Here is a 13,758-nt window from a genome sequence, read left to right as displayed (position 1 = left end):
CCGGAATCTGTAACTGGGGTGGGCAGCGAATCGGGGAAGACGGATCAGGCGTGCTCGTGGCGGCCGGCCATCAGGATGGAAGCGTGCAGGCGGGACACGCTCTCGTTCGCGCCGGGCTTGCTGTGGTTGGTCAGCAGGCCCCACACCAGGTCGTCGCTCATGCGGAAGGCGCACAGCAGGGTGTTGCCGGAAGCGATCTTCATGATCTGGGCCGGGCTCAGCGTGCCGATCAGCGCGGCCGTGTCCTCGCTGATGCCCAGGCGGTACAGGGCCTGTTCGCGGTCGGCGCGGATCAGGCTCTGGGCCAGCATCAGGTAGGACAGGTTGGCTTCACGGATCTCGGCGAGCATTTGGTCGGCGTTCATGGCGGGCTTCCGTTTCAGAGGTAGAGGGGTGTTGCGGATCAGTGAAACGGATTGTGTTGAAGGCCCTTTTCTCGCGATATCAGGCTGCGTCGGTGCGCAGCGTCACCCTGACAGGAAGCCCTTGTCAGCGAAATTCCTACAGCCGCGTCGGGGTCTCCCGCCGCCAAAGAATCGGGGCCCCGCCAGCTTGCGCCGGCGGGGCCCCGAAAGTGTGGAATCCGTCTCGTCAGCCGAGCAGTCGCTGCAATTCCGTCATGGCCACGGGCATCAGCTCGGGCGACTCGGCGCGCAGGCTGTCAGCGGCCGGGCCGGCCTTCAGCGCGCTCAGCACCTCGATGGCCTGCTTCTTCTGGCCGCGGCCCGACAGCGCAAAACCCAGGGTGTAGAGGCTGGGGCCGTGGTCGGGGTGGATCTTGAGGGCACGCTCTGCGCATTGCGCGGCCTGATCGTGGCGGCCAGCGACGAGCAGCAGGGCGCCCATGTCGGCCAGCAGCTCGTGACTCATGGGTTCGTCCTCCAGGGCATCCTGCAGGATGCCCAGGCCCTGTCCCAGATTGCCTCGAGCGGCCTCGGCGAAGGCGGCGTTGCGGGCTCGGGCCAGCAGCATCAGGGCGTCTTCCGGCATCGCCTGGGCGGCGGTGGGAAGCTGAACAACGTTTTGACGGGTCGAGGCGGACAAGGCGGGCATCTGAGGCTCCAGTCCGGCGCGGGGTATCGGCCGGGATGGAGCGCACTTTAGGCAGGCCGGTTTCGGCCGATCCCATGAAAAGCCAGGCCCTTTCGGGCCAAAAAAACGCCGTCCGGCCGATCCGATGAACAAGGCTTTGCACCTGCCTCTGTTCAAAAGATCACACCCCTTGACAAAAGCGCCTCAAGAAACGTGTGGAGACATCCGATAGCCATTCCAACGGCGCCGGCAACGGTTCCGTGGTCCGGCTGGAAAGCCGAGGTGGTGTCCCATCGCCCAAGCGATGGGACAGACTTCAACGGTTGACTGGCGTCGGGCGTAGCCACAAGGGCTTGCCACTAACTAATAAGGCGGGTCTGCGTGGGCAGCACGGGTGCCTCACCCGGGCACCTGGGTCTTCGCCGGCGCCTTTGCCGGGTTATCTCTAGCTAAAAGGAAGCATCATGCCCGCAGTCATCAATACCAACCTGCTGTCGCTGAACGCACAGCGCAACGCCAGCTCCGCCCAAAGCTCGCTGGCCACTTCGATGCAACGTCTGTCGTCCGGCCTGCGGGTGAACTCCGCACGCGACGACGCCGCCGGCCTGGCCATCGCGGAACGCATGAATTCCCAGGTCAAGGGGATGAATGTCGCCATCCGCAACGCCAACGACGGCATTTCGCTGTCGCAGACGGCTGAAGGCGCCCTCGGCAAAGTGAACGACATGCTGCAGCGCATGCGTGAACTCGCCGTGCAGTCCGCCAACGGCACCAACAACACCGACGACCGCACCGCGCTGAACAACGAGTTCACGCAGCTGCAAAGCGAAATCACCCGCCTGAGCACCAACACGACCTTCAACGGTCAGGCCGTGCTGACGAACACGACGTCGTTCAACTTCCAGGTCGGCGCCAACGCCACCACCAACGACACCATCACCATCAGCGGTCAGAACATGCTGGGCACCGTCACGGCTGCCGGCAAGAACGACGGCGCCCTGGCTGAAGTGGCCAACTCGGCCAACACCGACATCTCCAACGTCGGCGCGGCCGGCACCGGCGCCACCTTCGACGCCTATGCCGGCGCCACCAAGGGTGCGCTGGATTCGATCGCCAAGATCGACCAGGCCATCTCCCAGGTCAACGTGGCCCGCTCGACCTTCGGTGCCGCCCAGAACCGCTTCGACGCCGTGATTTCCAGCCTGGGTACCGCGGTCGAGAACCAGTCCGCCGCCCGCAGCCGCATCATGGATGCCGACTATGCGATGGAAACCGCCAACCTGAGCCGCGCCCAGATCCTGCAGCAAGCCGGTACGGCCATGATTGCCCAAGCCAACCAGCAGCCGCAGCAAGTGCTGTCGCTTCTTCGATGATCCTGGGCCAGCCTCAACGCTGGCCCTGAGCTCAACAACAGCGACGGCAGTCGTCGTTGACCCCCGAGGGCAAAGCCCGCCAGCTCAAGCACCCTAAAAGGCCGCCAATCACCCCGCAATTCGCGAGATTGAGCGGCCCGTTTTACACAGGATCACTCTCAAGCGCCTCCTCACCCGGTCCGATAACGGTCTCAACGGGTCCCAGCTCGCAGCCAACGCAAAGGCCAACATGCCACCAGCGTCGACTGCCAGGGCTCGGATTCCACCTATTGGCACTGAAAGGAACGCGCCATGTCTGCCACCATCAACACCAACATCGCCTCGCTGAACGCTCAGCGCAACACCTCCGCCTCGCAGGGCTCGCTGATGGTCAGCATGCAGCGCCTGTCATCGGGCCTGCGTGTCAACTCGGCCAAGGACGACGCCGCCGGCCTCGCCATTGCCGAACGCATGAACACCCAGGTGCGCGGCATGAGCGTCGCCATCCGCAACGCCAACGACGGCATCTCCTTCGCGCAGACCGCTGAAGGCGCGCTGGGCAAGATCGGCGACATGCTGCAGCGCATGCGTGAGCTGGCCGTGCAATCAGCCAACGGCACCAACAACGCCGACGACCGCACCGCGCTGAACAACGAGTTCTCGCTGCTGCAGTCCGAAATCACGCGCCTGTCCAGCAACACCAACTTCAACGGCAACTCCATCCTGACGGGTTCCGCTGCCACCACCTTCCAGGTGGGCGCCAACGCGACGGCCAACGACACCATCACGATCACGGGCTCCGACATCCTGAATACCGCCACGGCCGCCGGCACCAATCAGGGCGCCCTGGCCGAGGTCGCCAATGCGGCCAACACCGACATCTCCAACGTCGGCGCAGCCGGCACCGGCGCCACCTACGATGTCTACGCTGGCGCCACCAAGGGTGCGCTGGACTCGGTTGCCAAGATCGACCAGGCCCTGTCCCAGGTCAACACGGCCCGCTCCACCTTCGGTGCGGCCCAGAACCGCTTCGACGCCGTCATCTCGAGCCTGCAGGTGTCGGTGGAAAGCCAGTCGGCCGCCCGCAGCCGCATCATGGACGCCGACTACGCCAGCGAAACCGCCAACCTCAGCCGCGCGCAGATCCTGCAGCAGGCCGGTACCGCGATGATTTCGCAGGCCAACCAGCTGCCCCAACAGGTCCTGACGCTGCTGCGCGGCGGCTGATAGAAGCCCCGGAAGACGGCGGTGGGGGCACCGCCGGTACAGGCCTTTAATGGCCGTGGTTTTGGGCGCTGTTCGCGGCTTTGGGCGGTGAACAGCGCCAACACAATGCACTCCATGACGTCGCTGATTTTGCGGCGGCGACACCGGAATCCACCGGGCTGTTTGCAGGAGTGCTCAAATGCCCCAGACCATCAATACCAATATTGCCTCGATGAACGCGCAGCGGAACTTGAACAGTTCCCAAGGGCTGCTGGCGGTCTCGATGCAACGCCTGTCCTCTGGCATGCGTGTCAACTCGGCCAAGGACGACGCCGCCGGTCTGGCGATCGCCGAACGCATGAACACGCAGGTCCGCGGCATGTCGGTGGCCATGCGCAATGCCAATGACGGCATCTCGCTGGCGCAGACGGCTGAAGGCTCGCTCGGCAAGGTGGGCGACATGCTGCAACGCATGCGTGAACTGGCCGTGCAGGCGGCCAACGGCACCAACAACGTGCAGGACCGCGCCGCGCTGAACAACGAGTTCACGCAGCTGCAGACCGAAGTGGGTCGCCTCATCCGCAACACCAACTTCAACGGTTCGCAGATCCTGACCGGCTCGTCGACCTCGTTCACCTTCCAGGTGGGCGCCAACGCGACGGTGGATGACCAGATCGTCATCACCCAGAGCGACATCCTGACGACGACCGTCGGCACGACCGGCACGCCCAACGGCAACGACGGCGCCCTGGAGGCGGCCATCAACAGCACCAAGATCAACATCCTGGGTGCCTCCGGCAGCGGCACGGGCGGTGTACCGCCGACCGCGGCGGTGGACTTCGCCGCCGCCGGCGCGCCGCCTGCTCTGACCGGCGCCAACTCCGATCAGGGCGACCCGTCGGTGGCCGTCCAGTTCCTGGACTTTGCCCTGGCCCAGGTCAACCTGGCCCGCTCCACCTACGGCGCGACCCAGAACCGCTTCGATTCCGTGATCGGCAACCTGCAGGTGGCCGTCGAGAACCAGACCGCGGCCCGTTCGCGCATCATGGATGCCGACTACGCCCAGGAAACGTCCAACATGTCGCGGGCACAAATCCTGCAACAGGCGGGCAATGCCATGGTCGCCCAGGCCAACCAGCTGCCGCAGCAGGTGCTGCAACTGCTGAAGGGCTGAAGCGCCCGACCCCAGCAACGCCGGGATTCCGCGTGTCGGAAGTCCCGGCGTCGTCGTTTCAGCGCCGGCCCCGCGAAAATTTTCCTAAAGTTCGCTCCCGGCATGCCGAAGGCCCTACCGAACGGGTCTCAATAGGAAAGGGATATGGCCACCATCTCATCGCTCGGAATCGGCAGCGGTCTCGATGTCGAAACCTTGGTTACCAAGCTGATGTCGATCGAGCAGCAGCCGATCAATGACATCAAGACAGCTTCCGCCAAGCTTCAGACCAAGATCTCTGCCTATGGCCAGATGCAGTCGGCCGTATCCAGCATGCAGACGGCCGCCCAGAAGCTGTCCGACGCCGGCCTGTGGAACGCCTCCACGGCCAGCGTGTCCGACACCTCGGTCGCCACTGTCAGCGCCAGCAGCGCCGGCAGCCAGAACCACCTGCTCAAGGTCAGCCAGCTGGCGTCCGCCCAGTCGGTCGCCAGCCGCATCTTCACCAACGGCAGCCAGACACTGGGCGATGGCACGTTGACCATCGCCCTCGGCCGATGGGACGGCGACCCGCCGGTCTTCACGCCCGGCAGCAGCACCCCCGCGGCCATCACGGTCAACGCAACCGACACCCTGTCCAGCATCCGCGACAAGATCAATGCCGCCAACGTCGGCGTCAACGCCAGCCTGGTGAACGACGCCGCCGGCACCCGCCTGGTCATCCGCTCGCTGAGCACCGGTGAAAACCAGGCCTTCCAGATCAGCAGCCCCGACGCCGCCCTGGCCGACCTCGTCTACGACGGCAGCGGCACCGGCATGAACCAAACCCAGGCAGCCAGCAATGCCAAGTTCAACTGGGATGGCCTGGACCTGACCTCGCAGAGCAACACCCTGTCGGGCCTGTCTGACGGCATCACGGTGAACCTGCTCAAGACGACCGTGCCCGCGGGCGGCACAGCCGCCAACGCCGCCACCGTCAGCATCGGCACCAGCAACGACACGACCAGCATCAAGAAGGCGATCACGGATTTCGTGGACTCCTACAACAAGCTGTTCAACCTGATGCGTGACCAGACCAAGTACGACGCCGGCACCAAGACCGCCGGCGTGCTGCAAGGTGACACCAAGGCGGTGTCGGTACAGCAGATGCTGCGCGGCATCACGGGTGGTACGACGACGCTGGCGGGCGCCTTTGGCCGCCTGTCCGACATCGGGCTGGAACCCGGCCAGAACGGCACGCTGACCGTCAACTCGACCAAGCTCGACAAGGCCCTGACCAATCTGCCAGACCTCAAGAAGCTGTTCTCCGCGCCGGACACCGCCCACAAGCAAAACCAGGGCTTTGCCCTGCAGTGGAACAGCTTCGCCACCCAGATCCTGGGCACGGACGGTGCCATCACCACCGGCCAGAGCAGCCTGCAAAAGCGCATTGCCAACAACGACACCACGATCAGCAAGATGCAGGACTCGCTGACCCTGACCGAGAAGCGCCTGCGGGCCCAGTACAGCGCGCTGGACACCAAGATGGCCTCGCTCAACCAGCTGTCGGCCTACGTCACCAAACAGTTCAGCAGCTCGTCGAGCTGAGCGCCTCAGCAAACTTTGTAAACAAGGCGCCTTAGGGCGCCTTTTTTCACGCCGCCAGGGTGGGTCGGCTCCCTCAAGTTCCTCCGCAGGGCGCCGAAATTTGAAGGTATCCAGCCCAGAGAGCCCTCATGTACGGATCCTCCTCCCCGTTTGCCTCCCGAGCCCACCGCAGCGGTTCGGCCTATGGCAAGGTCGGCGTCGAAACCGACGTCCTCAGCGCCAGCCCGCACCGCCTCGTGGCCCTGCTGTTCGATGGCGTCGTCGAAGGCATGAACCTGGCCCTGGCCGCCATCCAGGCGGGCAACACCCCCGTCAAGAACAACTCGCTGTGCCGCTGCGTGCGCATCCTGGACGAGGGCCTCAAGGCCGCCCTCAACCTGGAATCGAACCCGCTGGCCCACGATCTGCGTGACCTCTACGCCTACCTGTGCATGCGGCTGACCTACGCCAATCTGCACAGCGACATCGCCGCGATCGAGGAATGCAAGCGCCTGCTGCTGCCGGTGCGCGACGCCTGGCACGCCATCGCCGACAACCCGGCGGTGCGCCCTCCCCAGGCCGCCTGACGCGCCCCCTTCGCCCCGCCCCGATCACGCTTTCCGGTACGCCCCCATGAATTCCGAACTGCTCAACTATTACGAGGCCATCGAACAAGCCAGCGCCGACATGCTGTCGGCCGCCCGCACCGGCAACTGGGACGAAGTGGTCAAGCTCGAAGGCGCCTGTGTGCTGCTGATTTCGCAGCTCAAGTCCGCCGCCAGCCAGGCCCAGTTGGCGCCGGGCGAGTCGCAGCTGAAGACGCGCATCATGCAGCGCATCCTGCTGAACGACGCCGAGATCCGCCACCTGGCCGAGCCCTGGCTGGAGGACCTGGATCAGGTGATGAAGGGCAAGAGCCGGATGGTGCATTGAAGCCACTCGCTCAGCCTTGCACCGGCTGAACGCCGGCAAGGCTGATCGGTCCCCCGAGGGGACGGCGATGCTTGCGGCGTCGAGCCGCAAGCACATCGCCCAAGGCGAGCCGGCTAGGGAGCGGCCCGGCGCTCGGCCCGCAAGACAAACAGCCCAGCTACCATCGCGGCATGACCGCTTCTGAAGCCACCCCCGAGGAATTGCGCGTCGCCTCCGGCGCCGAGATCGCGGCCTATCTGCAGCAGTTGCAGCGTGAGAACGCCGGCGTGCTGCTGAGTGGTCCCCAGGGGCAGAGCCTGTCCAGCCGCATCGTCGCGCTGGATGTCGACGCCGACCTGGTCGGGCTGGAGATCGGTACCGACCCCGAGGGCATCAGCCAGGCCCTGGTGGCAGAAGGCGAAATCACCGCCGTCGCCTACCTGGGCGCCATCAAGCTGCAGTTCGAACTCGAAGCGCCCGTGCTGGTCAGCGGCCAGCACGGCACCGCACTGCGCAGCGCCCTGCCGACCCGCCTCTATCGTTTCCAGCGCCGCCAGTCGTTCCGCGTGCAACCGGCCGGCAGTGCCTATCCGCGCATCGTGCTGCCCGGTGCCGAGCAACCCGGCCAGGCCCTGCGCGTGCTGGACATCAGCATCGGCGGCCTGGCGCTGGCGTTGCCGCCGGATTTCTCACCTTTGCCCCTGGGCCAGGTCAGCGACAAACTGGTGCTCGAACTGGACCGCATCAGCGCCTTGCGGGTCACGCTGCTGCCCCATCACGTCAGCCCGATCGCCGGAGACGGCAGCGGCCAGCAGCAGCTGGGATGCTCTTTCGTCGACCTCGACGCCAATGCCGGCCGGTCGCTGCAGGTCTATGTGGACCAGACGCAGAAACGCCGCCGCTTGCTGAAGCTGGATCCCTGACGCCCATGCGGGCCGTGTCCGGTGCCCGCTTTGCGAGCGGCCCGGAGCGCCGGCCTCAGATCTGCATGTTCATGATCTCGGAGTAGGCCGAGACCAGGCGATTGCGCACCTGCAGCGTCGCCTGGAATCCGATCTGGGCCTTCTGCATCGAGACCATGGTCTCTTCGAGGCTGACGGTCGGGTTGTCCAGCTGGACCTCGCGCTGCAGCCGGGCGGACTCGTTCTGCTGGGCGCTGACGCCCTTGAGCGCCTGCGTCATGGCGTCGCCGAAGCTGGCACCGCCAACGGCCGCCGGCTTGGATGACAGCGGCGTGCCATTGACCGCCAGGCCCGCTCGGGCGGCGGCCTGGGCAAAGTCGAAGGGGCGCAGCTTCATGTCCATGGGACAGGACTTTGGCAGCAAGTCACGCCCGCGAAGCGCAGAGATGCGCCACCCGCGTCGGCCACTTCAGCGCTTTCTTGAGGGTGGCGGCACGAATAATTTGCGCCATCGCCGGATTCCCCGGCCTCCGCTGTATCTGCCCCTCCGATGGACAACGCCCTGAGCGCCCCCGCTGCCGCCGCCCCGGTGATGATCACCCCGGTCGACGGTCAGCCCAACTTCGTGCAGCGCCTCAACGGCCTGCCGCTGCGCAGCAAGCTGACCATGGGCGCCGGCCTGCTGGCCTTGGCCGGCGCGGTGCTCGCCATCACGCTCTGGTCCAGCCAGGGCGACTACCGCCCCCTCTTCACCGGCCTGGCCGACAAGGACGGCGGCGCCGTCATCGGCGCGCTGTCGGCCATGCAGGTGCCCTACAAGCACGAAGCCGGCGGCACCATCCTCGTCCCCGCCGGCCAGGTGTACGACCTGCGCATGAAGCTGGCCGCCCAGGGCCTGCCCAAGGGCGGCAGCGGCAACGCCGTCGGCTTCGAGCTGATGGACAAGTCCTCCATCGGCCAGACCCAGTTCAACGAGCGCCTGAACTTCCAGCGCGCGCTGGAAGGCGAGCTGACCCGCACCATCACCGCCATGTCCGACGTGGCCGACGCCCGCGTGCACCTGGCCATCCCGCAGCAGAACGGCTTTTTCCGCGAACAGCAGAAGCCCAGCGCCTCCGTCATGCTGACGCTGCGCGGCGGCCGCACCCTGGACCGCAACCAGATCGCCGGCATCGTCCACCTCGTCTCCAGCAGCGTGCCCGAGCTGTCGCCCAAGGCCGTCAGCGTGCTGGACCAGACCGGCGCGCTGATCTCCCAGACCGGCGCGGACAACGCCACCGGCCTGGACAGCCAGCAACTGCTCTACAAGCAGCAGGTCGAGGCCGGCTACAACAAGCGCATCCTCGAACTGCTGGAACCCGTCGTCGGCCGCGACAACCTGCGCGCCACGGTCACCGCCGACGTGGACTTCTCGCAGACCGAGGCCACCGCCGAGGAATACCGCCCCAACCAGGGCCCCAACGCCCAGGCCGCGGTGCGATCCAGCCAGAGCAACGAATCCAGCAACAGCAGCAGCGCCACGCCCACCGGCGTGCCGGGCGCGGCCACCAACCAGCCGCCGGTGCCGGCCACGGCCCCCGTCAACGGCGCCAGCGCCCCGCTGCAGGCCACCCAGACCGGCGGCGGCAATGGCAACAACCGCCGCGAGCAGGTCACCAACTACGAAGTTGACAAGACCGTGCGCGTCACGCGCGGCGCCGTGGGCAACGTCAAGCGCCTGAATGCCGCCATCGTCGTCAACCAGAAGCAGGTGACCGATGCCAAGGGCAAGACGACGAGCCAGCCGGTGCCGGCCGAAGAGATCACCCGCCTGACCGACCTCGTCAAGGAAGCCATGGGCTTCAGCGCCGACCGCGGTGACTCGGTCAAGGTCATCAGCGCACCCTTCGTCGTCGACAAGGTGGAGCCGACCGACGTGCCGGTGTGGAAGCAGCCCTGGCTGCTGGACATCGCCCGCAGCGCCATCGTGCCGCTGGCTTTCGTCGCCATCGCGCTGATCGCCGTCTTCGGCATGATCCGCCCTGCCATCAAGGCCGCCGCACCGCTGCCGCCGGAAGAGAAGCCGGAAACCGTGGACGAAGTCGTCGACGATGCCGAACTGCTGCCCGGTGCCGATGGCATGCCGCGCCTGGAGGCGCCCATGCACAACGAAAAACTCGACCGTGCCCGCGCCCTGGCCCGCGACAATCCGGTCGCCGTCGCCAACATCGTGCGCGACTGGATGGCCGGCGAAGCGGCATAACATGGACCACCCCCTGCTCGCTTCGCGAGCCCCCTCGAGGGGGCGCTGCCAATGGCCTGGCAAAGCCAGTTCCATGGCAGCCACTGGGGAAGGCACTACGCCTCGGGTTGAGGTTTGATCATGGACGACAAAGGGACCGAAAACGCCGCAATCCTGTTGATGTCGCTGGGCGAAGAAGAAGCCAGCGAGGTCTTCAAGCATCTGTCGCCCAAGGAAGTGCAGGCGCTGGGCGAGACCATCGCCAAGCTCAAGGTCATCAAGCGCGCCCAGGTCGAGACCGTGCTCGACAAGTTCGACTCGGTCGCCGAGACCCAGAGCACCCTGGTCACCGACACCGATGAATACGTGCGCGCCGTGCTGCGCAAGGCCCTCGGCGAGGACAAGGCCAATCTGCTGCTGGACCGCATCCTGCAAGGCAGCGACGTGTCGTCCATCGAGAGCCTGAAGTGGATGGACGCCGCCAGCGTGGCCGAGCTGCTGCGCAACGAGCACCCGCAGATCATCGCGGCCATCCTGGCCCACCTGGACTTCGACCAGACCAGTTCGGTGCTGAAGATGTTCACCGAGCGCGGCCGCAACGAGGTGCTGATCCGCATCGCCACGCTGGACGGCATCCAGCCGACGGCGCTGAAGGACCTCAACGAGGTCATGAGCCAGATCCTGGCCGGCGGCGAGCGCATGAAGAAGAGCTCGCTGGGCGGTGCCAAGACGGCCGCCGAAATCATCAACATGATGGGCTCCAGCGTCGAAGCCTCGGTGCTGGACTACATCCGCGAGGCCGACTCCGACCTGGCCCAGAAGATCATGGACAACATGTTCACGTTCGACGACGTGAACAAGATCGACGACAAGGGCATCCAGGCCGTACTCAAGGAAGTGCAGAGCGAGAGCCTCGTCGTCGCGCTCAAGGGTGCCAGCGCCGACCTGCGCGAGAAGGTCTTCCGCAACATGTCCACCCGCGCCGCCGAAACGCTGCGCGAAGACCTCGAGACCCGCGGTCCGGTGCGGCTGTCGGAGGTCGAGGCCGAGCAGAAGGAAATGCTCAAGATCGTGCGCCGCCTCGTCGACGAGGGCCAGATCGTCCTGGCCGGTGGCGGCGACGACCAATTCGTTTAAGGTTAGGCGATGGTCACCCGTCAGCCCCCGCGGCAAGTGCCGCCGCCCGACCGCCGCGAAAGCGACCGCCGCAACACCTACGCCCGCTTCATCCCCGGCGAGGAAGTCCAGGGCGCCAAGGCCTGGAGCATGGACAACCTGGGCAACACCGCGCCCTCGCCGTTTGCGCCGATGCGTCCGGGCACACCACAGCCGCCGGCCGCCGCTGCGGCACCGGTGGAGCCCCCTCCTCCGCCCGAGCCCAGCGCCCAGGAACAGTTGCACGCCGCCCGCCAGAGCGGCTACCAGGACGGCTACCGCGACGGCATGGCCGCGCTGGACGCCTTCAAGCAGAGCTTTGCCCAGCAGATGAGCAAGCAGCTCGGTGGGCTGGTGACCGGCTTCGACACCGAGATGCGCGCACTGGAAGACGAGATGGCGGCAGCGATAGCCCGCATTGCCGTCGAACTGGCCCGCCAGGTCGTGCGCAGCGAGCTCGAGCAGCGCCCCGAGCTGATCGCCCGTGTCGCCCATGACGCCGTCGAGGCCCTGCAGCTGTCGGCCCGCCATGTGCGCGTGCGCGTCCACCCCGACGACCACGCCCTGGTACAGGAAGGCGCCGGCAACGAGCTGCAGGCCCGCGAGGCCCAGCTCATCCCCGATCCGGAAGTGCCGCGCGGCGGCGTCAAGGTCGATGCCGACGTCGCCAGCGTGGATGCCACCATCGCGACGCGCTGGCAGCAGGCCGTCTCGGCCATCGGCCAGCAGTCGATCTGGGAAGACCGCCGCGGCGCGGACGACGAATGACTTCCGCCCGGACGGACCGCTGGCAGCGCTACCTGGGCGACCTCGAGACGCTGGCCGCCAACGCCGCGCCGCTGGAATGCCAGGGCAAGCTGGTGCGCGTCGCCGGCCTGGTGCTGGAAGCCACCGGCATCAAGGTGCCGCTGGGCTCGGTCTGCCGCATCCAGATGCCCAGCAGCGGCAACAACCCGCGTCGCGGCTCAAGCCCGGTGAACGCCGAAGTGGTCGGCTTCTCCGGGGATCGCGCCTATCTGATGCCCACCGACGAGGTGCAGGGCCTGTCCAGCGGCGCCACCGTCGTACCCCGTCATCTGCCGCCGCTGGCACCGCAGCTGGGCCAGCCCCTGCATCCCTGGCGCCGCGGCGAGGACCGCGGCCTGCACCTGCCCATGGGCGACGGCCTGCTCGGCCGCGTCGTCGACCCGCACGGCCACCCGCTGGACCGCGGCGGCGAACTGGGCAACATCCACAACGAACCCATGGTGCGGCGCCCCATCAATGCGATGGACCGCGACCCCGTGCGCACGCCGCTGGACACGGGCGTGCGCGCCATCAACGCCATGCTGACCGTCGGCCGCGGCCAGCGCCTGGGCCTGTTCGCCGGCACCGGCGTCGGCAAGTCGGTGCTGCTGGGCATGATGGCGCGCTACACCCAGGCCGATGTCATCGTCGTCGGCCTGATCGGCGAGCGCGGCCGCGAAGTCAAGGAATTCATCGAGGACATCCTCGGCGACGAAGGCCGCAAGCGCAGCGTCGTCGTCGCGGCGCCGGCCGACGCCCCGCCGCTGATGCGCATGCAGGGCGCCCACTACGCCACGGCGATCGCGGAGTATTTCCGCGACCAGGGCCGGCATGTGCTGCTGCTGATGGACTCGCTGACCCGCTACGCCATGGCCCAGCGTGAAATTGCTCTCGCCATCGGCGAGCCGCCCGCCACCAAGGGCTATCCGCCGAGCTGCTTCGCCAAGCTGCCCCAATTGGTGGAGCGCAGCGGCAATGGCCTGCCGGGCGAGGGATCCATCACGGCTTTCTACACGGTGCTGACCGAGGGCGACGACCCCCAGGACCCGATTGCCGACGCGGCGCGCGGCATCCTGGACGGCCATATCGTGCTGTCGCGCGAGCTTGCCGAGGCCGGCCACTACCCGGCCATCGACATCGAGCGCTCCATTTCCCGGGTGATGACCAGTGTTGCACCCCAAAACCAGGTCGATTCCGCGCGTCGATTCCGCCAGCTTCTGGCGAAATACAACAAGGCCCGCGACCTGATCCAGCTCGGTGCCTATGCCCCGGGCGCCGACCCCGAGCTGGACCTGGCCGTACGCCTGCATGCCGACATGACGCGGCTGCTGCAACAGGACATGCACAGCCCGGCACTTCTTCACGCCAGCGTCAGCCAATTGCAGGCTGTGGTCCAAGGCGCCTAAACCTCCAGGTCGGCGCCGCCGATACCTCTTTAGCGCCCGACCGCGGGTTAGGCGCTGCGCTGGAGTT

The 13,758-nt window shown here is 66.7% G+C and carries 14 protein-coding genes; 11 read left to right on the top strand and 3 right to left on the bottom strand.

Annotated features, from left to right (window positions below; all coding sequences use genetic code 11):
• Positions 1–44 precede the first annotated feature (44 nt).
• Positions 45–365, bottom strand: coding sequence for a flagellar transcriptional regulator FlhD (flhD, locus tag ACS5PN_RS21845; protein ID WP_439466115.1), 321 nt, complete (start codon positions 363–365; stop codon positions 45–47).
• Between the two features lie 226 nt (positions 366–591).
• Positions 592–1,053, bottom strand: a complete 462-nt coding sequence (locus tag ACS5PN_RS21840) for a tetratricopeptide repeat protein (protein ID WP_439466114.1) — start codon at positions 1,051–1,053, stop codon at positions 592–594.
• Between the two features lie 443 nt (positions 1,054–1,496).
• On the opposite strand from ACS5PN_RS21840, the gene ACS5PN_RS21835 reads away from it, so the two are divergent.
• The 7 genes from ACS5PN_RS21835 (at position 1,497) to ACS5PN_RS21805 (ending at position 8,144) form a co-directional block, all read left to right on the top strand.
• Positions 1,497–2,405, top strand: a complete 909-nt coding sequence (locus ACS5PN_RS21835) for a flagellin N-terminal helical domain-containing protein (RefSeq protein WP_439466113.1) — start codon at positions 1,497–1,499, stop codon at positions 2,403–2,405.
• A 291-nt stretch (positions 2,406–2,696) separates the two neighbouring features.
• Positions 2,697–3,611 carry a flagellin N-terminal helical domain-containing protein gene (locus tag ACS5PN_RS21830; protein ID WP_439466112.1) on the top strand — a complete coding sequence of 305 codons (915 nt, stop codon included), beginning with the start codon at positions 2,697–2,699 and terminating at the stop codon, positions 3,609–3,611.
• 178 nt (positions 3,612–3,789) lie between these two features.
• Positions 3,790–4,764 carry a flagellin N-terminal helical domain-containing protein gene (locus ACS5PN_RS21825; protein ID WP_439466111.1) on the top strand — a complete coding sequence of 325 codons (975 nt, stop codon included), beginning with the start codon at positions 3,790–3,792 and terminating at the stop codon, positions 4,762–4,764.
• A 144-nt stretch (positions 4,765–4,908) separates the two neighbouring features.
• On the top strand, positions 4,909–6,330 hold the full coding sequence (gene fliD, locus ACS5PN_RS21820) for a flagellar filament capping protein FliD (RefSeq protein ID WP_439466110.1): 1,422 nt from the start codon (positions 4,909–4,911) through the stop codon (positions 6,328–6,330).
• A gap of 128 nt (positions 6,331–6,458) precedes the next feature.
• A complete protein-coding gene (gene fliS / locus ACS5PN_RS21815) occupies positions 6,459–6,896 on the top strand; it encodes a flagellar export chaperone FliS (RefSeq protein WP_439466109.1) in 438 nt (145 codons plus the stop codon).
• Between the two features lie 46 nt (positions 6,897–6,942).
• Positions 6,943–7,242 carry a flagellar protein FliT gene (locus ACS5PN_RS21810; RefSeq protein WP_439466108.1) on the top strand — a complete coding sequence of 100 codons (300 nt, stop codon included), beginning with the start codon at positions 6,943–6,945 and terminating at the stop codon, positions 7,240–7,242.
• Positions 7,243–7,412: 170 nt separating this feature from the next.
• A complete protein-coding gene (locus ACS5PN_RS21805) occupies positions 7,413–8,144 on the top strand; it encodes a flagellar brake protein (protein WP_439466107.1) in 732 nt (243 codons plus the stop codon).
• Between the two features lie 55 nt (positions 8,145–8,199).
• On the opposite strand, the gene fliE is transcribed toward ACS5PN_RS21805, so the two are convergent.
• Positions 8,200–8,526 (bottom strand): flagellar hook-basal body complex protein FliE, encoded by a 327-nt coding sequence (fliE, locus tag ACS5PN_RS21800; RefSeq protein WP_439466106.1) that lies wholly within the window; start codon positions 8,524–8,526, stop codon positions 8,200–8,202.
• Between the two features lie 147 nt (positions 8,527–8,673).
• On the opposite strand from fliE, the gene fliF reads away from it, so the two are divergent.
• From fliF to fliI, 4 genes are all read left to right on the top strand, one after another.
• Positions 8,674–10,365 carry a flagellar basal-body MS-ring/collar protein FliF gene (gene fliF / locus ACS5PN_RS21795; RefSeq protein WP_439466105.1) on the top strand — a complete coding sequence of 564 codons (1,692 nt, stop codon included), beginning with the start codon at positions 8,674–8,676 and terminating at the stop codon, positions 10,363–10,365.
• A 120-nt stretch (positions 10,366–10,485) separates the two neighbouring features.
• A complete protein-coding gene (gene fliG, locus ACS5PN_RS21790) occupies positions 10,486–11,481 on the top strand; it encodes a flagellar motor switch protein FliG (RefSeq protein ID WP_439466104.1) in 996 nt (331 codons plus the stop codon).
• A gap of 9 nt (positions 11,482–11,490) precedes the next feature.
• The gene (locus ACS5PN_RS21785) at positions 11,491–12,267 is read left to right on the top strand and encodes a FliH/SctL family protein (RefSeq protein WP_439466103.1); all 777 of its coding nucleotides are present in this window, start codon (positions 11,491–11,493) and stop codon (positions 12,265–12,267) included.
• A complete protein-coding gene (fliI, locus tag ACS5PN_RS21780) occupies positions 12,264–13,691 on the top strand; it encodes a flagellar protein export ATPase FliI (RefSeq protein ID WP_439466102.1) in 1,428 nt (475 codons plus the stop codon). Before ACS5PN_RS21785 ends, fliI begins: the two co-directional genes overlap by 4 nt.
• The last annotated feature ends 67 nt before the right edge of the window (positions 13,692–13,758 follow it).

This window comes from Roseateles sp. NT4 (assembly GCF_051857475.1).
Classification (GTDB): Bacteria; Pseudomonadota; Gammaproteobacteria; order Burkholderiales; family Burkholderiaceae_C; genus Pelomonas.
This window is presented reverse-complemented; position numbering and strand designations above follow the sequence as displayed.